Annotated in this window: 18 protein-coding genes and 1 pseudogene; 11 read left to right on the forward strand and 8 right to left on the reverse strand. The window is 69.6% G+C overall.

The features are described 5' to 3' along the window. Positions 1-200: 200 nt before the first annotated feature. The 4 genes and pseudogenes from DFJ64_RS16175 (at position 201) to DFJ64_RS16190 (ending at position 3,205) form a co-directional block, all read left to right on the forward strand. Positions 201-836: a CPBP family intramembrane glutamic endopeptidase gene (locus DFJ64_RS16175; protein WP_170152639.1), complete on the forward strand. Its 636-nt coding sequence runs from the start codon at positions 201-203 to the stop codon at positions 834-836. A 42-nt stretch (positions 837-878) separates the two neighbouring features. Continuing rightward, a pseudogene (gene recO / locus DFJ64_RS16180) lies at positions 879-1,604 on the forward strand (DNA repair protein RecO); the annotation flags it as partial. Positions 1,605-1,723: 119 nt separating this feature from the next. Then, positions 1,724-2,524 carry an isoprenyl transferase gene (locus DFJ64_RS16185; RefSeq protein ID WP_115851207.1) on the forward strand — a complete coding sequence of 267 codons (801 nt, stop codon included), beginning with the start codon at positions 1,724-1,726 and terminating at the stop codon, positions 2,522-2,524. Positions 2,525-2,629: 105 nt separating this feature from the next. Beyond that, on the forward strand, positions 2,630-3,205 hold the full coding sequence (locus DFJ64_RS16190; RefSeq protein WP_115851208.1) for a TIGR03086 family metal-binding protein: 576 nt from the start codon (positions 2,630-2,632) through the stop codon (positions 3,203-3,205). A gap of 98 nt (positions 3,206-3,303) precedes the next feature. Here DFJ64_RS16190 and DFJ64_RS16195 read toward each other — a convergent pair whose 3' ends face one another. The 5 genes from DFJ64_RS16195 to DFJ64_RS20165 all read right to left on the reverse strand — a co-directional run bounded on the left by DFJ64_RS16195 (position 3,304) and on the right by DFJ64_RS20165 (position 7,059). Then, complete coding sequence (locus DFJ64_RS16195) at positions 3,304-3,735, reverse strand: Fur family transcriptional regulator (protein ID WP_115851209.1); 432 nt, start codon at positions 3,733-3,735, stop codon at positions 3,304-3,306. A gap of 98 nt (positions 3,736-3,833) precedes the next feature. Continuing rightward, positions 3,834-4,787, reverse strand: a complete 954-nt coding sequence (locus tag DFJ64_RS16200) for a metal ABC transporter permease (protein ID WP_115851210.1) — start codon at positions 4,785-4,787, stop codon at positions 3,834-3,836. A gap of 5 nt (positions 4,788-4,792) precedes the next feature. Continuing rightward, on the reverse strand, positions 4,793-5,590 hold the full coding sequence (locus DFJ64_RS16205; RefSeq protein ID WP_115851211.1) for a metal ABC transporter ATP-binding protein: 798 nt from the start codon (positions 5,588-5,590) through the stop codon (positions 4,793-4,795). Beyond that, complete coding sequence (locus DFJ64_RS16210; protein ID WP_245941175.1) at positions 5,587-6,549, reverse strand: metal ABC transporter substrate-binding protein; 963 nt, start codon at positions 6,547-6,549, stop codon at positions 5,587-5,589. The genes DFJ64_RS16205 and DFJ64_RS16210 overlap by 4 nt, the downstream gene beginning before the upstream one ends. 69 nt (positions 6,550-6,618) lie before the next feature. Then, positions 6,619-7,059: a DUF6703 family protein gene (locus DFJ64_RS20165; RefSeq protein ID WP_342768141.1), complete on the reverse strand. Its 441-nt coding sequence runs from the start codon at positions 7,057-7,059 to the stop codon at positions 6,619-6,621. A 328-nt stretch (positions 7,060-7,387) separates the two neighbouring features. Here DFJ64_RS20165 and DFJ64_RS16225 point away from each other — a divergent pair, with 328 nt between their 5' ends. The 5 genes from DFJ64_RS16225 (at position 7,388) to ppdK (ending at position 14,977) form a co-directional block, all read left to right on the forward strand. Then, the gene (locus DFJ64_RS16225; RefSeq protein WP_115851214.1) at positions 7,388-8,152 is read left to right on the forward strand and encodes a hypothetical protein; all 765 of its coding nucleotides are present in this window, start codon (positions 7,388-7,390) and stop codon (positions 8,150-8,152) included. Positions 8,153-8,175: 23 nt separating this feature from the next. Beyond that, positions 8,176-9,375: a tRNA dihydrouridine synthase DusB gene (dusB, locus tag DFJ64_RS16230; protein WP_281268513.1), complete on the forward strand. Its 1,200-nt coding sequence runs from the start codon at positions 8,176-8,178 to the stop codon at positions 9,373-9,375. A gap of 190 nt (positions 9,376-9,565) precedes the next feature. After that, a complete protein-coding gene (locus DFJ64_RS16235) occupies positions 9,566-11,215 on the forward strand; it encodes an alkaline phosphatase D family protein (RefSeq protein ID WP_245941176.1) in 1,650 nt (549 codons plus the stop codon). 60 nt (positions 11,216-11,275) lie between these two features. Next, positions 11,276-12,157 (forward strand): oxygenase MpaB family protein, encoded by an 882-nt coding sequence (locus tag DFJ64_RS16240; protein ID WP_245941177.1) that lies wholly within the window; start codon positions 11,276-11,278, stop codon positions 12,155-12,157. Between the two features lie 126 nt (positions 12,158-12,283). Beyond that, positions 12,284-14,977: a pyruvate, phosphate dikinase gene (gene ppdK / locus DFJ64_RS16245; protein ID WP_115851215.1), complete on the forward strand. Its 2,694-nt coding sequence runs from the start codon at positions 12,284-12,286 to the stop codon at positions 14,975-14,977. Between the two features lie 210 nt (positions 14,978-15,187). Here ppdK and DFJ64_RS16255 read toward each other — a convergent pair whose 3' ends face one another. Then, a complete protein-coding gene (locus DFJ64_RS16255) occupies positions 15,188-16,078 on the reverse strand; it encodes a phytanoyl-CoA dioxygenase family protein (RefSeq protein ID WP_115851217.1) in 891 nt (296 codons plus the stop codon). Positions 16,079-16,219: 141 nt separating this feature from the next. Here DFJ64_RS16255 and DFJ64_RS16260 point away from each other — a divergent pair, with 141 nt between their 5' ends. Then, entirely contained in the window at positions 16,220-17,509 is a 1,290-nt protein-coding gene (locus DFJ64_RS16260; protein ID WP_170152640.1) for a deoxyguanosinetriphosphate triphosphohydrolase, read from the forward strand. 78 nt (positions 17,510-17,587) lie between these two features. On the opposite strand, the gene DFJ64_RS16265 is transcribed toward DFJ64_RS16260, so the two are convergent. Next, on the reverse strand, positions 17,588-18,442 hold the full coding sequence (locus DFJ64_RS16265) for a coenzyme F420-0:L-glutamate ligase (RefSeq protein ID WP_211310638.1): 855 nt from the start codon (positions 18,440-18,442) through the stop codon (positions 17,588-17,590). A 277-nt stretch (positions 18,443-18,719) separates the two neighbouring features. On the opposite strand from DFJ64_RS16265, the gene murJ reads away from it, so the two are divergent. Beyond that, on the forward strand, positions 18,720-20,405 hold the full coding sequence (gene murJ / locus DFJ64_RS16270) for a murein biosynthesis integral membrane protein MurJ (RefSeq protein WP_115851219.1): 1,686 nt from the start codon (positions 18,720-18,722) through the stop codon (positions 20,403-20,405). Between the two features lie 55 nt (positions 20,406-20,460). Here murJ and asnB read toward each other — a convergent pair whose 3' ends face one another. Continuing rightward, complete coding sequence (gene asnB / locus DFJ64_RS16275) at positions 20,461-22,362, reverse strand: asparagine synthase (glutamine-hydrolyzing) (protein ID WP_115851220.1); 1,902 nt, start codon at positions 22,360-22,362, stop codon at positions 20,461-20,463. Positions 22,363-22,622 lie beyond the last annotated feature (260 nt).

Genomic DNA, 22,622 nt, shown 5'->3' on the forward strand with positions numbered 1-22,622 from the left:
GAGGGGTCACGCCGGCTGCAAGTGGTGAATCACTCCTCGGCGCACTCGAATGCCGGTCTCTCCACCCTTGCCCCTCAGCCCCGCTGAGTCAAACCCACGCGCTGGGCGATGATGGTCAGGTGACAACAGTCGAGCCACCCGAATCGGTCCCGACCCAGCCAGTCCTACCCCGCTGGGGCCTCCGCGATGCGATCGGTTCTTTGCTCGGGTTTGTCCTGCTCACCCTCGGCGTGTCGTGGGGCTTGACGAGCCTGGGGGTCCACCCGGTGACGGCCACGCTCATCGGGACACCCGTCGGGTGGCTGTCCCTGGCAGGGTGGCCGCTTGTGGCCAGCAGACGTCGCGGCAACGGTCCTCGCTCGGACTTCGCGCTGCGGTTTCGGGTCGCGGACGTGGGCTACGGCTTGCTCGGCGCCCTGGTCGCCTTCGCGGCCAGCGCCGTCTACGTCCTCGTCTACCTGCAGGTCACCGGACGGATCCCCACCTCAGCGGTGGGCCTCGCGGCGGGGCACGCGACGGCCGACTGGCAGGTGCTGGGGCTGGCTGGCTTGGCGCTGGCCGCGGCGTTCGTGGAGGAGCTCCACTTCCGCGGCATGTGGTGGTCGGCGCTGCGGCGGCGCGGGCTCGGGCCGTGGGCCACGCTGCTGATCACTTCGGCGTTGTTCATGCTCCTGCACCTGGAGCCGCAGCGGGCGCCGCTGCTGTTCGCCGCGGGCTTGACCGTCGGGTACGTCCGGATGGTCACCCATCGACTGGGCCCGGCGATCGCCACCCACCTCGTGATCAACGGTGTCGCCGCGCTCGCGCTGCTCGGCCTGCTCGAGAGCACCGGCTGAGGTGTGGGGAGCACCGGCTGAGGCGTAGGGAAGAATGACCGTGTGGCTTTGTACGTCGATGAGGCCGTGGTGCTGCGCACCCACAAACTGGGGGAAGCGGACCGGATCATCACGTTGCTGACCCGGCACCACGGTCGGGTGCGGGCGGTCGCCAAGGGCATCCGGCGTACGACGTCCCGGTTCGGTGGGCGGCTCGAGCCCTGCTCCTACGTCGAGGTGCAGCTCGCGGTTGGTCGCTCGCTCGACGTCATCACCCAGGTCGAGACCCGTCGCCCCTACGCGGAGGCGATGTACTCCGACTACCGCCGCTACACCACCGCGGCGGCGATGCTGGAGACGGCGGAGCGCTTGACGGCGGAGGAGCGGGAGCCGGCGACGCAGCAGTTCCTGCTGCTGGTGGCCGCCCTGCGGGCCCTGGCCGAGCGGCGCCACGACCCTGGTCTGATCCTCGACTCCTACCTGCTGCGGTCTCTGGCGGTCGCGGGGTACGCGCCATCGTTCGACGCCTGCGCGCGGTGTGGCGCCCCTGGCCCTCACCGCGCCTTCTCGCCTGCCGCGGGCGGCATGACCTGCGCCACGTGTCGTCCCGCGGGTGCCGCGCTGCCCGCGCCTGAGACGGTGCGCCTGCTCGCCGCGCTCCTGACGGGGGAGTGGGAGGTCGCCGAAGCCAGCGAGGAGAGGCACCGTCGGGAGGCGACCGGGATGGTGTCGGCGTACCTGCAGTGGCACCTGGAGCGGTCGCTGCGCTCGCTTCCCCACGTCGAGCGCGGCTTCACCCCGCCCAACCGCCCGGTTGGATCCTCCACGGAGGGCATGCCGAACCTCGAGCGCGCCATGCCGAGTCTCCAGCGGCCCGTCCACGCTGCTGCACGAGGTGTGAGCGCCGGATGAGCACCCGAAAGGACGGCGACCGGTCGACGCGGCCTCGGCGCGAGTACGTCCCGCCCGACCCGCACCCCTCGGGCGCTCGACCTCCGGACATCCCGAAGGAGCTGGTCCCGCGGCACGTGGCGCTCGTCATGGACGGCAACGGCCGCTGGGCGAAGGCCCGCGGGCTGCCTCGAACCAAGGGACACGAGCGTGGCGAGAGCGCCCTACTGGACACCATCAAGGGCGCGATCGAGATCGGGGTGCAGACCCTGTCGGCGTACGCGTTCTCCACGGAGAACTGGCGGCGTTCCCCTGAGGAGGTCCGCTTCCTCATGGGGTTCAACCGGGATGTGATCCACCGCCGCCGGGACGAGCTGGATGCCATGGGCGTGCGGGTCCGCTGGGCGGGCCGTCGTCCCCGGCTGTGGAAGAGCGTGATCGCGGAGCTGGAGGAGGCGGAGCGGCGTACCCGCCACAATGACGTGATCACGTTGCAGTTCTGCGTCAACTACGGCGGGCGTGCGGAGATCGCTGACGCGGCTCGCGCGATCGCTCGGGACGTCGCCGCGGGACGGCTCAACCCCGACCGGATCGACGAGCGGACCGTGCAGCGTTACCTCTACAACCCGGACCTGCCGGATGTGGACCTGTTCATCCGCTCGTCGGGGGAGCAGCGGACGTCCAACTTCCTGCTGTGGCAGTCGGCGTACGCGGAGATGGTCTTCCTCGACACCCTGTTTCCCGACTTCGACCGGCGCGACCTGTGGCGGGCGATCGAGATCTACGCCACGCGGGAGCGCCGTTTCGGCGCCGCCTGACCACCGAGCTCCGGCGAACCGACCATCGGGAGCTGACGTCAGCGGGTTGACGTCGCTCCGATCACGGTGAGACGGTGACGCTCCACCAGACGGGAGGGAGCGGCCATGGCGCTGGGGGAGAGTCCGGCCGAACGGCACCGGCACATCGCTGGGACCTTCACCGACCGTGTCCTGGGTGTGCGGTCCTGGGACGCGCCGTCGCCGGTGGCCGGCTGGGTCGCCCGGGACGTTGTGCGGCACCTGATCGACTGGACGACCGACTTCGTCGCCTCCGGCTCTGGGATCGAGCTGCCTCGCGGACCTTCGGTCGATGACGATCCAGTGACCGCCTGGCGCGTCCATTCCGACGGGGTGCAGGCGCTCCTGGACGACCCCGCCGCGACGCAGCGCGAGCTCAGTCACCCGAGAATCGGTCGGCTAGCCCTGGAGTCGGCGATCGACCGGTTCTACACCACCGACGTGTTCATGCACACGTGGGATCTCGCCAGGGCGACCGGTCAGGACGACCGACTGGATCCTGACTTCTGTGCCGAGCTCCTCGCTGAGCTTGAAGGGCTGGACGAGCGGATCCTGCGGAACCCCGAGGTGTTCGGCCCCCGGGTCGGGGTTCCCGTCAACGCGGACGTCCAGACCAGGCTGATCGGTTTCATCGGCCGGGACCCGTCCTGGCGACCGTCCTGATGCCGATGCACGCGGAGTCGTGAGCCCGGTGCACGTGCGGCTCCACGCCGTGAGGGCGTCGAGCCGGCGCACGTGTCGGGTGGTCTAGGCGGGAGCGCTCACCGGGTCTCACCGGCCGCCTTGCCGCGAGCGCCTCGCGCGCAGTCGGGGCACGTCCCGAACACCTCGACGGTATGGGTGACGTCGACGAACCCAGCCTCCCCGGCCACACGCTCCGCCCAGCGCTCGACGGCCGGGCCTTGCACCTCCACCGTGTGGCCGCAGTACCGACAGACCACGTGGTGGTGATGGCGGGAGGTAGCGCAGCGTCGGTAGACGGTCTCGCCGTCGTCCGTGCGGATCGCGTCGACCTCGCCGGCCTCGGCGAGGGTCGCGAGCGTGCGATAGACGGTGGTGAGGCCGACGCTGTCACCCCGGGACCGGAGCAGGGCATGGATCTCCTGGGCGCTGCGGAAGTCGTTGATGCCCTCCAGGGCCTCCGCCACCGCCGCGCGTTGGCGAGTCGAGCGCAGCTTCGGCGCGGTGCTCACGCCACACACCTCCTCGGTGGAATCCCCCGTCCATTCTGGTTCACATTCGGGTCTCGTCCATGGTCCCCTCGGTGCTCGGGCCTCCTCGCGACCAGCGATCAATGCTCGTCGTAGTGGTCGCCATGCGGAGCGTGGCGATGCCCGTGGTGCACGTAGTCGACGTGGTCGCCGTGGACGACCGTGGGGTGACCGCAGCTGGGGCCGTGGTCGTGCAGGTGCTCTTCGGCCTCTCGATGAGGTTGACGCAGGGCCGCCGCCAGCCCTGACCCTACGACGGCGAGGAGAAAGACCGCGATCGCGGCGAGGACGATCGTCCCTCCGGACGGGAGATCGGCGTGGTACGACACGACCACCCCGCCGACGCTCACGGCGACTCCGATCGCCATCGCTGTGGTGGTCGTCCCAGTGAAGCCACGGCGCAGCCGCTGCGCGGCCGCGACCGGCACGATCATGAGGGCGCTGACAAGGAGTAGGCCGACCACCCGCATCGAGACCACGACGGTGGCGGCGACCATGACCGCGAGCGTGATGTTGAGGCCGAGGACGGGCAGGCCGCTGGCCCGGGCGTACTCCTCGTCGGCGCCGACGGTGAAGAAGACCCGGGACAGACCGAAGGTGACGAGGAGGACGACGGCCGCGAGGACCCCGAACGCGAGGAGGTCCGCCGTCGTGGTCGAGGTGATCGAACCGAACAGGTAGGCATCAAGGTTCGTGGGCGTGCTGCCGCTCGCCTGCGACACCAAGACGATGCCGCCCGCGATGCCGCCGTAGAAGAGCACCGCCAGCGCGACGTCGCTGCTCGTCCGCCCTCGCGTGCGCAGCAGCTCGATGAGGATCGCGCCGACGACCGCGCAGCCGAGCGCCGTCCAGATCGGGCTGGTCCTGGTGACCAGACCAACGCCAACACCCGTGAGAGCGACGTGCCCCATCCCGTCGCCGATGAGGGCGAGGCGGCGCTGGACGAGGTACACGCCCACCGCCGGGGCGGTGAGCCCGATGAGCAGGGCCGCGAGGAGGGCCCGCTGCATGAAGCCGTACTGCAGGAGTTCCATAGCGCTCACCGGCTTAGTCCGAACCCCTCAGGGCCGGGTTCGTGGGGAGGTGAATGGGGATGGGCGTCGGCGGCCCCGAACCGGTCGAGGACCTCCCTGGTGGGAGGGCCGTCGTAGACAAGGCCGCCGTGGTGGAGAACCACGGTCCGACGCACGAGAGAGGTCACCGGGCCGAGCTCATGGGTGACGAGGAGCAGCGTCATCCCCTCGGCGTTCAGCTTGCCGAGCGTGGCCGCCAGGATCTCCTGGTTGGCGTGGTCGACGCCGGCGAAGGGCTCGTCCATGACGAGGAGCTCAGGTTGGCTGGCGAGCGCCCGGGCGATGAGGACGCGCCGCTGCTGACCGCCCGAGAGCGTCGAGACCGGCTGGTGCGCCTTCTCCGACAAGCCCACCGTCGCGATGGCCTCGGCGATCACGGCGCGGTCGGTGGCACTCAGCCAAGGACGCCACAGCCGACGTCGTGGCAGCCGCCCGGAGCCCACGACTTCCTCGACTGTCGCGGTCACTCCGCCGCCGACGGTGTGACGTTGCGGCACGAAGCCGATCCGGGCCCTGTCCCGGAACTGCGCGCTGGGGGTCCCGAACAGCTCCAACGACCCCGTCTCGAGCGGGACCAGGCCCACGATGGCTCGGACCAGGGTCGACTTGCCTGACCCGTTGGCGCCGAGCACCGCCACGACCTCGCCAGGTCGGACGACGAGGTCGATGTCGATGAGCGCGGGGTGACCGTCGTAACTGACCCTGCCGCTCCGGAGGGCCACGACTGGCTGTTCGGTGCTGGTGGACGCGGGGACGGCCGTCATCGGCAGGACTGTCCCTTCCGCAAGGTCCGGAGATTGGCGCGCATCACGGTGAGGTAGTCGCCTCCTGGCGAATCCGGGGTGAGTCCTTCCAGCGGGTCGAGGACCGCGACGCGGGCGCCTGTCTCGGCGGCGACAGTCTCCGCGATCCGTGGGCTCACCAACGTCTCGTGGTAGATGGTGGACACGCCGTGCTCTCGCACGAACCGCGCGACCTCGCTGATCTGGGCGGGTGAGGGCTCCTGGTCGGGCACCAGCCCTTCGACCCCGATCTGCTCGAGGTCGTAGCGGCGCGCCAGATAGCCGAACGACTCGTGGCTGGTCACGAGCACCCGGCTGGCGCACGACGCCAGACCGGCCGCGTAGTCGTCGTCGAGGGCCTCGAGGTCGTCGCGCAGCTCTTTCGCGTGGCGCCGGTACGCCGCGGCGTGCTCGGGATCGAGTCTGGCCAGCCGCTCAGCGAGCTCGTCACCGACCGTTGCCAGGCGCAGTGGGTCGAGCCAAAAGTGCGGGTCGGTGCCGGCCGTGTCGTGCGTGTGGTCCGCGTGCTCGTCGTCGGTGCCGCCGCGGTCGAGGACGCCCGGGATGGCGCCGACGTCGAGGACGTCGCTCTCGGCCACCTGGGCGATGGAGTCGTCGAGGGCTGGTTGGAAGCCACGCAGGTAGACGACCAGGTCGGCGTCGTTGAGGCGAGCGACGTCCTTGGGCCTGAGTTCGACGTCGTGAGGCTCGGCGCCAGGTTGGGTGAGGCTGGTGATGTCGGCGTGGCCGCCGGAGACCCGCTCGGCGGCGTACTGCAGTGGATAGAACGCCGTGATGACGCGGAGCCGACCATCGGCGTCGGGCGCGCCATCGGAGGAGCAAGCGGCCAGGGAGGCCACGCTGAGCGCCGCGGCCCCGACCCACAGCAGCGCCACTCGAGTCGCTCGCCGCAGCCGAAAGAACATGAGAACGATTTTCATTTAACTTCGGTGGAGCTGTCAACCGCCCGCAGACGGCCGAGCGAGGGAGAAGCCGACGGACTCACCGGGCTATTCCAGGACGCGGAGGACGATGGCACCCGCGCCGAGGCCGAGCGCGACGAGGCGCAGCATGCGACGCGTCCGGTCACCCTCCGGCCACGCGAGGTAGCTGAGCCACGCCATGAGGATGACCACGACCGCCAGGCAGAGAGGACCCCACGGTTTGGGGGCCATCAGACCGGCGACGAGGAGGACGATGAAGCCGCCCGTCACCACCCACCTCGGCAGCTGGTGGAGTCGGACCAGGAGCGGATAGCTCAGCCGCTCCACCCGGTGGCGAAACCCGCTCGAAGGAGGCGCGCTCGTTCGCCCTGACCCGCCGGCGCGGACGGACGTGGGACGCGGCTGGACCGTACGGCCGGGGTCGGCACCCTTCCGGCGGCCGCGGCCGTTGGACCCAGCTCTCGACTTGGACCGCTTGGCTCGGTTCACTCTTCGATCCTCCCTCATCGGAGACCTGCGCGATCAGGCCGCCCGTTACGGAGCGTCGTCGTCTCACGCCCGCGAGACGTCACCTCGGCGGTGAGCCCTGAATCGGGGAAACCTGTGGATGACCGGGGCTCGGCGATGCGGGTGCGATCGGACGCCGGTACCGTCATCCGGGCGAGATCGGCACACCGTACTGTGTGACCGTCGACTTCGAGATGGGTGGAGGATCGCCGCGTGAGGAAACGTGAGCGCGACACGGAGGCGCCGGCCGGCACCTCGGCCTGGTGGAACGAGCGCCTCGCCGGACGAGTGGTTGGCTGCTGACCATGCCGGGAGCCCAGTCGTTGCCATGAGCGAACGTGCATCGCAGATCCTCAAAGTGGCGGTATCGGCCGCGACCACGCTGATCGTCGGCGTGGCGGCGGCGTGCGGCGGCAGCAAGCTCTCCGCCGACATCGCGGCCCCCATCGAGCTGCCGAGGGCGACACCACTGCCGAAGGAGCCGCCACCGCCTCCGCTGTCACCGGTCCGTACGGTCACACCCGAGCCCAGCGCGAGCGCGACCACCACGACCCCACGCCCCGCGGCGAGCCTGTCACCTCTCCCGCAGCCGAGCGAGACCTACCCCACGCCGAAGATGCCGAAGGGGCCGGACAAGGCCGACCCCGAGTTGTCACACATCAAGTACAAGCTCAGGACGATCGTGTGGAACTCCGCCGGCGTCGTCGATCCCAAGACCACGAAGGTGACGTGCGACGTCGACGAGGACGACATCATCAAGATCGGCACGTACGACTTCAGCTGCCGGGTGACGCTCTGGGGCTCGACGACCAAGTTCAAGGTGAAGGCCAAGGTCGACGAGTCCGAGGTGACGTGGAGCTGGACCGCCACGGCTTTGCCGGTGTCGGAGCAGAAGGCGGTCTACGAGGCGACACGGCAAGGGTGGAAGCCGGCGCGGGTCACGTGCGACATCGTCGGGATGAAGCTCGTCACGGTCGGTGTGCGGGACGGCTTCACCTGCTGGGTCACCAACGTCCTCAACGAGAGCATCCCGTACCGCGGTGAGCTGCTGCCCAACGGCGCGCTGGCGTTCCGCTCAGACTCCGGCTCCTGACCCGGGTCTGGTATGACGTGGGCGTGAGGCAGTTCTCCGACCAGCGCCAGGGCGACCTTCGCATTGGCGACATCCGGGTCGACCCGCCGGTGGTGCTCGCGCCGATGGCCGGTGTCACGAACGCGGCGTTTCGCACGCTGTGCCGAGAGCAAGCGCTCGCCGGGCGGCCGGACACCGTCGGCGCCGACCCGGCGGAGCGCACCGCGACAGGGCTCTACGTGTGCGAGATGATCACCTCGCGTGGGCTGGTCGAGGGGGATGAGACCACGCGGCGGATGCTGGTCTTCGACCCGGCTGAGCCCGTTCGCTCCGTCCAGCTGTACGGCGTCGACCCGGTCTACGTAGGTGAGGCCACCAAGATCCTCTGCGCCGAGTACGGCGTCTCCCACGTCGACCTCAACTTCGGCTGTCCGGTGCCCAAGGTGACCCGACGGGGTGGTGGCGCGGCACTGCCGTGGAAGCGGAAGCTGCTCGCTGCCATCCTCCACGCGGCCGTGGCGGCCGCCGAGCCGTACGGCGTGCCGGTCACGATGAAGACCAGGATGGGGATCGACGCCGACCACCTGACCTTCCTCGACGCGGGCCGGATCGCGCAGGATGTGGGCTGCGCAGCGATCGCTCTCCATGGTCGGACGGCGGCGCAGCACTACAGCGGCGCCGCCGACTGGGACGCCATCGCGGAGCTGGTCAGCCACGTCGACATTCCCGTCCTCGGCAACGGCGATATCTGGGAGGCTTCCGACGCGGTCGCGATGGTCCGGCGGACCGGATGCGCGGGCGTCGTGATCGGACGGGGATGCCTGGGCCGACCGTGGCTGTTCCGCGACCTGGCCACGACGTTCGGCGGCGAGCCGGAGCCGACGCTCCCGACGCTGGGCGAGGTCGTCGCCATGATGCGCCGCCACCTGCACCTGCTGGTGCACTACATGGGGGAGTATCGCGGGAGCCGGGAGTTCCGCAAGCACGTGGCGTGGTACCTGAAGGGCTTCTCGGTTCCGCAGCCGATCCGCCACAACCTCGGGCTGGTGTCCAGCATGGAGGACTTCGATGCCCTCGTGGCGGGACTCGATCCAGCACAGCCGTTCCCAAGGCACACGTTGGGCCTGCCGCGTGGTCGGCAAGGCAGCCCACGGCCTGTGACCTTGCCGCACGGGTGGCTCGACGACCAGGACGGTCTCACCGCCGACCTGGCCTCAGCTGAGCTCGACGTCTCGGGCGGCTAGGACCCGCGGCGACGCCCGGCCTGGCTCGGCTTGGCCTTCGCCTGGCCTGAACAGGTCCTGAACAGGTCACACGTGGGCCTGAACAGGTCACACGTGGGCCGAGCGTCGAGACGATTCTCCGCTCACCCTGAAGGGGCACGAGGCGTTCGGCGGCGAACGCCTCCGCTTCAGGTTCCTTCGGAGGTGGAGAGTGAGCCACGGACTCAAGCGGCGGGTGGTGCTCGTCGGTGGCCTGGCGACAGGCTCCCTGCTCGGGATGAGGGGAACGGCGAGCGCCAGCGTTCCCAGCTACATCCGGAAGAATCCCTTCACCCTCGGAGTCGCGTCGGGCGACCCCAGCCACGATGGCTTCGTCCTGTGGACGCGCCTCGCGCCTGAGCCGCTGAACGACGACGGCTTGGGTGGCATGCCGAACACCGTCGTGCCGGTGAGCTGGCAGGTCGCGACCGACGAGCGCTTCCGTCGCATCGTGGCGTCGGGCACCGTTCCGGCTCGTCCCGAGAGCGCGCACAGCGTCCACGTCGAGCTCACCGGTCTCGAACCAGGCCGCGATTACTGGTACCGGTTCCGCGTGGGTCCCCACCTGTCCCGGGTCGGTCGCACGCGCACGGCGCCGGCGCCGCACGTTCTCGTCTCCAGGCTGCACATGGCGTTCACCTCCTGCCAGCACTACGAGGAGGGCTACTACAGCGCCTACCGAGGTCTCGCCAACGACATGCCCGACCTGGTGCTGCACCTCGGCGACTACCAGTACGAGTACGCCGGTGTGGAGGGCAGGCCGAGGTTCCACCTCGGCCCGGAGACCACGACGTTGGCGAACTACCGTCAGCGGTACGCCCAGTACAAGACCGACGAGGACCTGCAGGCCGCACACGCGGCGGCGCCGTGGCTGGTCGTCTTCGACGACCACGAGGTCGACAACAACTGGGCGGACGAGACGCCGCAAGACCCGGACCTGCAACCTCCCGAGGTGTTCCTGCCGCGACGCGCGGCGGCCTTTCAGGCGTACTACGAGAACATGCCGCTGCGGCGACGATCGATCCCGCGCGGCATCGACATGCAGGTCTATCGGCGGGTGGCGTGGGGTCGTTTGGCGACCTTCCACATGCTCGATACCCGGCAGTTCCGAGACGACCAAGGCTGTGGCGACGGCTACAAGGACTGCCCGGCGGCGCTCGATCCCAACCGCTCCATCCTGGGGAAGGACCAGGAGGAGTGGTTGATCGACGGGTTCCACCGGTCCCGCGCCCAATGGGACATCCTGGGCCAACAGGTGTTCTTCGCTCAGCGCGACAACAACGCCGGGCCGGTCAAGGTCACCAGCCAAGACGCCTGGGATGGCTACGTCGCCTCACGTCAGCGCATCACGCAAGGATGGGTTGACGCCAAGGTGCGCAACCTCGTGGTGCTCACCGGAGACGTGCACGCGCACTGGGCCAGCGAGCTGAAGCTGGACTACGACGACCCGACCACGCCCACCGTGGGGACGGAGTTCGTCACCTCCTCGATCTCCTCCGGCGGGGACGGTTTCGACTCCGACCCCGCGGACCACCCGTTCCTCCAGATCAACCCGCACCTGAAGTTCTACAACAACCTGCGCGGCTACGTCCGTGCGACGATCAGCCCGGAGCAGATGCACGTCGACTTCCGCGTCGTGCCGTACGTCTCCAGTCCCGGCGCCGAGACGTACACGCGCGCGTCGTTCGTCACGGTCGACCGCGAACCCGGCCTGCACCAGGTGTACGACAACCCGTCCATCCAAGCGGCACGACGGGCACCGCGCACCCCGCAAGAGTGGATCGACCACACCGTCTACGAGGAGACCGAGCGGTACCGCTGACGGCTCGTCGGATCGCCCGAGGCATGGAACGAGCCGCCGCCGGAGAGTAGCGTCCGGGATGTGGCGGACCCGGCGACCCGACGAGGCTCGACCACGGCGCGGCGGCGTGCGGCGAGCCGGTCCGGCCGTGCCGCCCGTGACCGGAGGCGGTCGACGCGGCCCGACACCGGGCTGTTCGGCCCGGAGTCGGTCACCTGGCGGGTGCACCGTGAACACCTCATGTGGGTGGCTGGTGTTCGCGCGCTGTACCTGCAGGCGCTGCACCCACGCGTGATGCGGGGAACGTTCCAGAACTCCGCGCTGTTCGACCGGGACCGAGCGTGGGGCCGGTTCGTGCGGACCACCGAGTTCGTGGCGACCCGTACCTACGGCACGACGGCCGAGGTCCGGCGCACGTCCGCGCGTGTTCGGGCGATCCACGCCTCGCTCACCGGCTACAACCCCGACACGGGCGAGACGTTCCGGCTCGACGAACCCGAAGGATTGCTGTGGGTGCACTGCGGCGAGATCGACTCCTACGTCGATGTCGCTCGGCGCGCCGGCATCCTGCGCAGCGACGAGGAAGCCGACCAGTACGTGGCGGAGAGCCGACGCGCAGCGGAGGTGGTGGGCATCCGACGGTCGGACGCGCCCGCCTCGCGCGCCGAGCTCACCGAGTACTTCGAGCGGATGCGCCCAAAGCTGTACGTGACACCAGAAGCCAGGCGAGGGGTGCTCAACACGTTCAACCCGCCGTTTCCGCTCTTGCTCGCGCCACTTCGGCTCGCCGTCCCGTCCCTCAACGTCTTGGCGTTCGCGACGCTGCCGGCCTGGGCGCGACAGCTGTACGGCATACCCTCACCTCCGGCCACCGACCTGGCGGTGACGCTGACGCTGCGTGCGCTGCGTCCGCTCACCGCGCTCCTGCCGCGTCCGTCCGTGCCACCGTCAACCCAGCCCTGACACGAACCGGTGTGGCCCGAGCGCCACGCTGGTCCGCGGAGATACGGGGACGCGAGAGTCACCACGGATCCGGCCGACTCCGCCTAGCCTCATAGGTAACGCAGGGCAGCGGAGGAGGTCGCCCTGATGTTCGTCTACGACTTCTCCCAGGGCAACAAAGACATGCGGGACCTCCTCGGCGGAAAGGGTGCCAACCTCGCCGAGATGACCAACCTGGGTCTGCCCGTCCCGCCCGGCTTCACCATCACCACCAAGGCGTGCCAGGTCTACCTGGCCACCGGCGAGGAGCCGCCCGGCCTGCGCGAGGAGGTCACCGAGCACCTACGCCGCGTCGAGCAGGCGAGAGGACGCCGACTGGGTGACCCCGACGATCCGCTGCTGGTATCCGTGCGCTCCGGCGCGAAGTTCTCCATGCCGGGCATGATGGACACCGTCCTCAACATCGGCCTCACCGACGCGTCCGTGCATGGCCTGGCGCGGCAGGCCGGCGACGAGCGTTTCGCCTGGGACTCCTACCGGCGGCTGATCCAGATGTACGGCAAGACCGTCATGGGAGTCGACGGCGCCCGCTTCGACGAGGCGTTGGAGGACGCCAAACGGCGTCACGGCGCCGAGCACGACGTCGACCTCGACGCGGCCGCCCTGCGCGACCTGGTCGCCTCCTACAAGCGGATCCTGCGGGAGGAGACCGGTCAGGAGTTCCCGCAGGACCCGCGTACCCAGCTGGACGCCGCGATCCGCGCGGTCTTCGAGAGCTGGAACGCCCCACGCGCGGTGATCTACCGACGGCAGGAGGGCATCAGCGACGACCTCGGGACCGCGGTGAACGTGGTGGCCATGGTGTTCGGCAACCTCGGCCCCGACTCTGGCACGGGTGTGGCCTTCACGCGCGACCCCGCGACCGGCGCCCGAGGCGTCTACGGGGACTACCTGCCCAACGCGCAGGGCGAGGACGTGGTCGCCGGGATCCGCAACACCGTCCCGTTGTCGGAGCTCGCGCGGCTGGACAAGCGCAGCTACGACGAGCTGCTCGACATCATGGCGAGGTTGGAAGCCCACTACGCCGACCTGTGCGACATCGAGTTCACGATCGAGCGGGGCAAGCTGTGGTTGCTCCAGACACGGGTCGGCAAGCGCACCGCGGCCGCCGCGTTCCGGATCGCCGTCCAGCTCGTCGACGAGGGCCTGATCGACGAGGAGGAGGCGCTGCGCCGAGTCGATGGATGGCAGCTCGCCCAGCTGATGTTTCCGCGCTTCGACGAGAACGCGCGTCGGCAGGCCATCGCGAAGGGGATGAACGCCTCCCCGGGCGCCGCGGTCGGTCGAGCGGTCTTCGACAGCGCCACCGCGGTGGAGTGGGCACGGCGCGGCGAGAACGTCATCCTCGTCCGACGCGAGACCACGCCCGACGACCTAGACGGCATGATCGCGGCGCGCGGCATCCTCACCTGTCGCGGCGGCAAGACCTCCCACGCCGCGGTGGTCGCCCGCGGCATGGGCAAGACATGCGTGTGCGGCGCGGAGGCACTCGACATCGACGTCTCCGCTCGCACCCTCACCGGGCCCGGCGGGGTCGTGGTCCGCGAGGGCGACGTGCTGTCCATCGACGGCTCCACCGGTGAGGTCTTCCTCGGCCAGATCCCAGTCGTCGACTCGCCGGTGGTCCAGTACTTCGAGGGCACACTCGATCCGGCCTCCGGTGACGACCTGGTGCGGGCCGTCGACCGGCTCATGAAGGTCGCCGACGCCAGACGCCGACTCGGCGTCCGAGCCAACGCCGACACTCCAGCCGACGCCGAGCGCGCCCGCGCGATGGGAGCGACGGGCATCGGACTGTGCCGGACCGAGCACATGTTCCTGGGGGAACGCCGGCGCCACGTCGAGCGGCTCATCCTGGCCGAGAGTGACACGGAGCGCGAGGCCGCGCTGGAGGCGTTGCTACCCGCCCAGCGGCGGGACTTCATCGAGATCCTGGCGGCGATGGACGGCCTGCCAGTGACGGTGCGGCTGCTCGACCCTCCGCTGCACGAGTTCCTGCCCGACCTGACCGACCTGGCGGTGCGCGTCGCCGAGGCGAGGGCACGTGGCGAGGAAGCCGCCGAGGACGCCCGCCTGTTGAGCGCGGTCCGGCGTCTCCACGAGCAGAACCCCATGCTGGGTCTCCGCGGCGTGCGGCTCGGGCTCGTCGTACCCGGGCTGTACGCGATGCAGGTGCGGGCGATCGCCGAGGCGGCGGCCCAGCGGATCGCCGAGGGCGGGGAGCCCAAGGTCGAGATCATGATTCCGCTCGTCGGCTCCGTCGAGGAGCTGGAGCGGGCGCGCGAGGAGGCGACGGCGGTCGTCGCGGAAGTCGCCGCGCGTGCCGGCGTCGACCTCGCGATCCCGATCGGAACGATGATCGAGCTGCCGCGCGCGGCCTTGACTGCGGCCAGGATTGCTCGGTCGGCGGACTTCTTCTCCTTCGGCACCAACGACTTGACCCAGACCGTCTGGGGATTCTCGCGGGACGACGTGGAGGCCGCGTTCTTCCCCGCCTACCTCGACATGGGGATCTTCGCGGTCTCGCCCTTCGAGACCCTCGACGTCGAGGGCGTGGGGCGTCTGATCAGGCTGGCCTGTGAGGAGGGCCGCGCGGTCCGACCCGACCTCAAACTCGGCGTGTGCGGCGAGCACGGCGGTGACCCGGAGTCGGTGCGCTTCTTCCACCAGGTGGGCTTGGACTACGTGTCGTGCTCGCCGTTCCGGGTCCCCATCGCCAGGCTGGAGGCCGGCCGCGCGGCCGTCCTGCACGGAGACGACCCCGGCTCCGACAGCCGCTGAGCGATCCGCACCTCAGGTCCGCGGACGGCGTCGCGGCAGTGCGAGTCGGGTCGCGAGCGCCGCCGCGACGGTGCTCAATCGTGTCGCGGGCGCCGCCGCGACGGTGTTCAATCGTGTCGCGGGCGCCGCCGCGACGGTGTTCAATCGTGTCGCGGGCGCCGCCGCGACGGTGTTCAATCGTGTCGCGGGCGCCGCCGCGACGGGACCCACTCAGATCGCAGGTGGCCACAGGCGCGGACACACCACCGGGTCCGCGTAGTCAGGAACACCATCCGAGGTACGCCGGACCAAGCGGTCGTTCGGATGCCAGGCGAGGGTGCCGTCCGGATGCCGGTACTCCACGTAGTGGTTGTCGCCCGGCTGGAAGTGGATCGCCATGGACCGTCGCGGAGCGTCGGATCGGTTCGGCCCGCTGCCGTGCAGCAGTCGACAGTGGTGGAAACTCACCGCGCCCCGTGGAATCTCCGCGACGACCACCTGGACGTCGTGGTCGGCTCGAACCGCGTCGAGGGTCGACAAGTCGGGGTTGAAGAAGTCGAGGACCACGTCCTCGGTCCACAGGTGGCTGCCGTCGACGAACGACACCGCGCCCTCACGCTCGCCGACGTCGTGGAAAGGCACCCAGGCGGTGAGCATGTCGGTGCTGGAGCAGGTCCGCCAGTACTGCCGGTCGGTGTGCCAGCCGACGTTCGCCTTCCCCCTCCCGGCATCCGGCACCGTGTCCTCAGCGGGCTTGTAGAGCAGCTGGTCGTGCCAGAGCCGGATCGTGTCCGTACCGCTCAGCCGCGCCGCGCAGGCGGCGAGGAGTGGGTAGCGGACCAACGCGGCGAGCTCATCGACGACGAGGGAGGAGTAGTCGTTCTTCCGCAACACCTCGCCGTGCTCGGGCACCCACCCGACACGCGCTGACCCATCGGGCAGCAACCGGTCCGTGTCCCCGGCGTAGAAGCGGGCCATCCCTCGCTCGGCGGCGTCCAAGACGTCCGACGGCAGGATCGGTGGAGAGATCCAGTAGCCGTGCGTTCGATAGAACGCCACGTCGGCCTCGGTGGGAAGCAGGTGCGCGTACTCCACGAGGAGGGCATCGGGGGTCGTCGCCATGCTTCGACGCTACGGCTGAGAAGCTCGAGCGTCGTCTCACCGCGTGGCGAGATGCGGACAGCCTCGCCACACGTGACCGGGCCGCGTGGCGGCGTGGCCGCACCGGCTCACGGGCTCGCCCACTGGCTATGGTCAGCGTCGATGAGCGGTTCGCGGACGTTTGACGACGGTGGCTACGGTCCGGCCGATGTGGAGCGCTGGGTGGCCGAGCCGCCGAAGAGCGCAGGTCGGACACCGTTCGCACGGGACCGAGCGCGGGTTCTCCACTCCGCCGCGCTCCGCAGGCTCGCGGCGAAGACCCAGGTGGTGGGACCCGGTGCGGATGACTTCGCGCGGACGCGCCTCACCCACACGCTCGAGGTCGCGCAGGTGGGGCGCGAGCTAGGGCAAGCCCTGGGCTGCGACCCGGACGTCGTCGACACCGCCTGCCTGGCCCACGACCTCGGGCATCCGCCGTTCGGGCACAACGGCGAGGCCGCGTTGGACGAGGTGGCCCGCCACATCGGCGGCTTCGAAGGAAACGCCCAGACCCTTCGTGTGCTCACCCGCCTGGAAGCCAAGACCTTCGCCCCCGACGACACGGGGAAGCCGGGTGCCGGGCGCAGCGTGGGTCTCAACCTCACCCGAGCGAGCCTCGATGCCGCCACCAAGTACCCCTGGCGACGAGGCGAGGGTCCGCCGGACGTCCCGGGCAAGTTCGGCGTCTACGACGACGACCTCGAGGTCTTCACCTGGCTTCGCCGAGGTGTCACCGGGAGCCGTCGGTGCGTCGAGGCGCAGGTGATGGACTTCGCCGACGACGTGGCCTACTCCGTCCACGACGTCGAGGACGGTGTGGTCTCCGGGCGGATTCGCCTTGCTCGCCTCGCCGACCATGCCGAACGCCGCGGTGTGTGGGAGGTGGTTCGCGAGTGGTATGTCGCCGACGCGACGGACGACGAGCTCGACGCGGCGTATGACCGCCTGCGCTCCTTCGGATACTGGCCGGAGCGTGACTACGACGGGCACCGTCGCACGCTCGCGGCGCTGAAGGACATGACCAGCCAGCTGATCGGGCGTTTCTGTCAGGCCGCGCAGGAGGCGACCCACGCCGCCTACGGCGGTGGGCGACTCACCCGCTACCGCGCCGACCTGGTCGTCCCGCGCGAGACACGGCTGGAGATCGCCGTGCTCAAGGGGATCGCGGCACGCTACGTCATGCGCTCCGAGGAGCGGTTGAGCGTGCTGGCACGCCAGCGGGAGGTCATCCACGCACTGGTCGCCGTCCTCCAGGAGCGGGCCCCCGAGGGTCTTGACCCGGCGTTTCGAGCCGACTTCGAGGCGGCGCCGGATGACGCCGCCCGGCTTCGCGTCATCGTCGACCAGGTGGCGTCCCTCACCGACGCCTCGGCACTCGCGCTGCATCGCACCCTGGTCGAGACGCCGACCTGACCGTCGCACCCGACGAGCTTGCGGCGTGACGGTGCCGCCGGTCCTGGTGGCGGGGACCGGCGGCACCCGTGGAGGGTCCTAGGCCGGACTGGCTCCGAGTTCCCCGGACCGTGAGACGGGTGCGGCGCCGCGTGGGACGGTCCGAGCGACGGCGGGCGGGCCGGCATCCCAGGAGGCCGACACGTGCGCCGGCTGCGGGCGAATGAGGAGGAACGGCGTCATCTCGTCGGACTGCCCGGCGGGGTTGTCGTGCAGGACGGCCTTGATGGCCTTGATGAAGGCCTCATCTTGGTCTCGCAGGGCCCTCGACGTGCCGAACACCTCGACGTTGAAGTCGTTGGCGTCGACGATCACCAGCGGCATGCCCAGCCGCGCGTAGACCTCCTCGGTGACACCGTCCGGGTCGATCGGGTTCAAGATGGCGTTGTCCTTGTAGAAGTCGAAGGAAGAGCGCTGGTAGAAGCCGTCGATTCCGGCGATCCCATGACCGGCGACGCGGTAGAACACCCCGGAGCGCCCGAAGAGCTTCGTCACGCCGCTCAGGAACGCCGCCAGCAGGATGCGAGGCCGTCCGGCCAGGTTGATGGCGAGCTGTAGCTTCAACGGCTCGTCCATCGCCACGCCGTGGTCGCCCGAGCTGGCGAACTTCGACAGGGTCCTCGCCAGGAATCCGACGCGAATCTCGCGTCGGTTGACAATGTTGTTCTGGCACATCGATACGACTTTTTCTCCCGAGACGACGATGTCGCCGTCTTGGAAGAGAGGTTTGACGTACCTCGCCAGCAGGTCGACGTAGCTTTCCCCCGGCGTCACGAAGTGGGTTTGCACGGCGAGACGCTGGTAGGCTCGGCCGTCCACCGAAACCGTGCCTCGGTCGTAGTAGACGATGTCGCCGTACCGCCGCTTGTCGGACTCACGGTTTCTGAACGCCATGATCGCCCTCTTCCCGACCTGGCTGTGTGGCTCTTTTCGGTGGCGGTCACCAGGTCAGTTCGACAATAGACACGTCGTAGCGATCCGAACCTTGAATGGCAAAAATCTGGATCGACGCGGAAGGCGGGAGAGGCGCGTAAAGATTGAGCGATTGACACCCTGATACATTCGTGGACTTTCGTCCGACACTATCGACTGCGGAGCAGCCGTGGGCTGGTGTGGAAAGACTGGCCACATCGGTGACGGAACTTGACGAGCTAGGGGACGGGGGCGGGCCGTGAGCGAGCGGGTCGCGGACAAGGCGCCGGACGTCGAGCTCTTGCGAGCCAGCGCGGGCATGGCGATCGGCACCGTGGTCTCGCGGGTGACCGGATTCGTGCGCACGCTCGTCCTCGTCTGGGCGCTGGGCACCGCGCTGTTCGGGGATGCCTTCAACCTCGCCAACTCGGTGCCGAACGCGCTCTACATCCTGGTGGCGGGTGGGGCGTTGAACGCGGTCTTCGTCCCCCAGCTGGTTCGGGCGATGACCCGCGACCCAGACGGCGGCGAGGCGTTCGGACAGCGACTGCTGACCGTCGCGACCCTCATCCTGCTCGCGGTCACCGTCCTCGCCGTCGTGGGCGCACCGTGGCTCGTGTCGCTGTACGCCAGCTCGTCTCTGGCGGCTCCGGAGAATCGCCCCTACTTCGATCTCACGGTGACGTTCGCGCGGTACTGCCTGCCGCAGGTCCTCTTCTACGGGCTGTTCGTGCTGCTCGGCCAGGTGCTCAACGCGCGGGGTCGATTCGGCCCCATGATGTGGGCACCCGTCCTGAACAACCTCGTCTCGATTGCCGTCTTCACCTCATACATCGGCATCTCCGGCGCCCACACCCCGGGGGAGATCAGCGCCGGCGAGAAGGCCCTCCTGGGGATCGGCTCCACGGCGGGCATCGCGGCCCAGATGCTGGTCTTGGTCCCGATCGTGGCGCGCACCGGCTTCCGGCTGCGTCCCCGCTTCGACTTCCGGGGCGCCGGCCTCGGCAAGTCGGGGCGACTGGCCTTGTGGACCATCGGCTTCGTCGTCGTCAACCAGGTGTGGTTCTTCGTCTCGGCCCGGCTCACCACGGGCGCGGGCATCGCGGCCGAGCAGGCCTATGGCGACGGAGTGGGCTACGGGCTCACGCCTTTCCTCCACGCGTACACGATCGTGCAGCTGCCGCACGGCGTCATCGCCGTGTCGATCGTCTCGGCCCTGCTGCCCAAGATGAGCCGGTCGGCCAGCATCGGAGACATCGCCGCGGTCCGGGAGGACCTTTCCCAAGGCCTGCGCACGACCGCCGCGGCCGTCATGCCGGCCGCGTTCGCGTTCCTCGCGCTCGGCCCGTGGATGTGTGTCGCGATGTTCGACCACTTCGGCGCCATGAACACCGAGAGTGCGCGCGTGATCGGCTACGTCCTCATGGGGTACGCGGTCGGCTTGGTCGGGTTCTGCGGCCAGTACGTCAGCCTCCGCGGCTTCTACGCGTTCGAGGACACCCGAACCCCGTTGTTCACTCAGACCGTTCTGGTGGCGACGAGCATCGCCCTGGCCGTCGTGGCCGACGCGACGTTGCCGATCCGCTGGCGCACCGTCGGTGTCGCGACCGCGTACTCCATCGCCTGTTGGGTCGGCCTCGCCGTCAACCTGGCCGTGCTGCGGCGACGCTGGGGCCACGTTGATGGGCGTCGATTGCTGCGCACCCATCTGCGGGTGGGGGCGGCGTCACTCGTCGCCGCCGTCGTGGCCTTCGGCGTGGCCGTGCTGTGCGCCCTCGCGCTGGGCGACGGTGCGCTCGGCGCCTTGGTCGCGGTCGTCGTGGGCGGTGTCGTCCTGCTCGCCGCCTACCTGGCGCTGGCTTGGTGGACGGGCATCGAGGAGGTCACCGACGTCCTCGCGATGGTCCGGGACGTCGTCGCCCGGGCACGCCGACGTCGGGCCTGACCCCTCTGGGCGTGCCCGCGCTGGGTGCGGGCGGGCCCAGAGGGCTGTCCCTCGCTCAGACCTGGACGTCGACCCGCTCGCCGACGATCGTGCTCGTCGGGTCGTTGTCGATGAAGGTGCGGAGCCACAGCTCCACGTTGAGCAGCCGCCAGAACAGCATGGTCTCGGACGCCGCGCGGCGCTCGACCAGCTTGTCGAACGCCTCGACGACGGTGGGCTGGTGCCAGTACGGGCGAGTCCCGAACGACGGGGAGCTCAGGATGGCGCGGAACTCCCGGGCCAGCACCGGGAACCACGTGCGCTCCGGGATGGTGAAGCCGATCTTGTTGCGGCGGTGTCGGACGTCCGGCGGCAACAGGTCGGCGGTCACGTCGCGGAGCACCCGCTTGTTCCAGCCGCCCGACACGATCGCCTTCGGATCGATCGCCCACAGCGTGCGCATCAAGTCCACGTCACAGAACGGCACCCGACCCTCGATCGAGAAGCGCATCGTGTTGTGGTCCTCGTAGCGCAGCAGGCACGGCAGGCTGTGGCGGAACACGTCGTCCTCGAGCCGGCGCTTGATGTCGTCGGGGACCACGTCGAACCGTTCGTCCGCGTACTCCATCAGAAACGCGGGCGCGAGCATGTCGGTGACGGTGAGCGAGTCACGTCCGTGGAGTCGGTCGAACAGCCGGAAGCGACCCATCCGCCACAGCACGTCCAGCGACCGGGCGAGGCCGCCGGCGGCCCGGACCGAGCCACCGGTCCGACGCAGGTGGCGGAGATAGACCAGGTGGTACGCCGCGTAACCGGCGAGGAGCTCGTCGGCCCCTTGGCCGTCGATCATGACGGTCACGTGTTTGCTTGCCTCGCGCATCACGCAGTACTGCGCGTAGGGGGCGGTCGAGACGACCGGTTCCTGTTGGGTGCGGAGGAAGTCGCTCAGGTCGGCGATGAAGCGCTGCGGGCTGGGCGCCACCTTGTGCACGACCAGGGAGTCGGAGCAGGTCGCGGCGACGGCGTCGATGTAGCGCTCCTCGTCGTTGAGCTCACCCGGGAAGATCGCCGAGAAGGTCTGCTGGCGCGGGCCGAGCGACTCGGTGTCGCGGCTATGCCGGGCGAGTGCCCGGTTCAGCGTGGCCACGATCGTCGACGAGTCCAGTCCGCCGGAGAGGGCGGTGCCCACCGGGACGTCGCTGACGAGCCGCTGCTCGATCGCGGTGGTCAGTGCCTCCGCGAACCGGCGCCGCGCGTCCTCGTCGTACGGCTCATTACGCTCGGCGAGGTCCCGCAGCTCCTCGTACAGGCGGGTGTAGGTGCGCACGTGCACCCTGCCGTCCGGGGTGATCGTCGCGGCCTGGCCCGGCAGCAGGCGGGTGATCCCGTCGAAGAAGGTGCGTTCGGTGTCGTCGTGGACCCGGTAGCGCAGGTAGCGGTAGATCGTGCGGTCGTCCGGACGGCGCGCCACTCGCCCGGTGGCCAGCAACGCGCCGATCTCGCTGGCGAACAGCGCCTCGCCGGCGACGCCGGTCGCGAGGTACAGCGGCTTGATCCCGAAGTGGTCGCGGGCCAACACGACCGTTCCGGTGGTGGTGTCGGCGATGGCGAGCGCGAACATGCCGTTGAAGCGATCGAAGGCCGCCTGACCCCACACCTCGTACGCGACCAGGACGACCTCGGTGTCCGAGGCGGTGCGGAACTCCCGGCCCAGGTGCGCCAGCTCCTCCCGCAGCTCGCGGAAGTTGTAGACCTCGCCGTTGTAGATGAGCACGTAGCGACCGTCCCGGGACACCATGGGCTGCTGGCCGCCGGCCCGGTCGATGATCGCCAGCCGCTGGTGGGCGAAGCCGAACCGCTCGCCGACGTAGGTCGTCTGGCCGTCCGGGCCGCGGTGTCGCTGCGCCTGGTTCATCACGTCCAGCAGCGGCGCGCCTTCGAGCTCGCCCAGCCCCACATAACCCGCGATACCGCACACGAGAATCCCCCCACGTCTCGGTCGTGACTTCGTCCCACGGCGGTCGTCTCCCGCGGGACCGCGCGTTCACCAGCGACCGTCCAGAATGCCGGCGAAGAATTGAGAAAGTCGCTCGACGAGACCTCGGTTCGATTCGTATCCAGTGAGACCGGTCGCGTCGAGAACCAAATGTGTATTGAACGTCTAGAGTGCGACCACCGTCTTTGTCGCTCCCTTCTCCACGGCCACCACAACCGTACCCGGGGAGGTCGGTGTCGGTG

The organism is Thermasporomyces composti, from assembly GCF_003386795.1.
In the GTDB taxonomy this organism is placed as follows: Bacteria; Actinomycetota; Actinomycetes; order Propionibacteriales; family Actinopolymorphaceae; genus Thermasporomyces; species Thermasporomyces composti.

What these genes read in the sequence shown, in the direction of transcription:
- DFJ64_RS16185 (WP_115851207.1), top strand. Translation starts at nt 1,724, where the DNA reads ATGAGCACCCGAAAGGACGGCGACCGGTCGACGCGGCCTCGGCGCGAG.
- DFJ64_RS16190 (WP_115851208.1), top strand. Translation starts at nt 2,630, where the DNA reads ATGGCGCTGGGGGAGAGTCCGGCCGAACGGCACCGGCACATCGCTGGG.
- DFJ64_RS16200 (WP_115851210.1), bottom strand. Translation starts at nt 4,787, where the DNA reads ATGGAACTCCTGCAGTACGGCTTCATGCAGCGGGCCCTCCTCGCGGCC.
- DFJ64_RS16205 (WP_115851211.1), bottom strand. Translation starts at nt 5,590, where the DNA reads ATGACGGCCGTCCCCGCGTCCACCAGCACCGAACAGCCAGTCGTGGCC.
- DFJ64_RS16210 (WP_245941175.1), bottom strand. Translation starts at nt 6,549, where the DNA reads ATGAAAATCGTTCTCATGTTCTTTCGGCTGCGGCGAGCGACTCGAGTG.
- DFJ64_RS20165 (WP_342768141.1), bottom strand. Translation starts at nt 7,059, where the DNA reads ATGAGGGAGGATCGAAGAGTGAACCGAGCCAAGCGGTCCAAGTCGAGA.
- DFJ64_RS16225 (WP_115851214.1), top strand. Translation starts at nt 7,388, where the DNA reads ATGAGCGAACGTGCATCGCAGATCCTCAAAGTGGCGGTATCGGCCGCG.
- ppdK (WP_115851215.1), top strand. Translation starts at nt 12,284, where the DNA reads ATGTTCGTCTACGACTTCTCCCAGGGCAACAAAGACATGCGGGACCTC.
- DFJ64_RS16255 (WP_115851217.1), bottom strand. Translation starts at nt 16,078, where the DNA reads ATGGCGACGACCCCCGATGCCCTCCTCGTGGAGTACGCGCACCTGCTT.
- DFJ64_RS16260 (WP_170152640.1), top strand. Translation starts at nt 16,220, where the DNA reads ATGAGCGGTTCGCGGACGTTTGACGACGGTGGCTACGGTCCGGCCGAT.
- DFJ64_RS16265 (WP_211310638.1), bottom strand. Translation starts at nt 18,442, where the DNA reads ATGGCGTTCAGAAACCGTGAGTCCGACAAGCGGCGGTACGGCGACATC.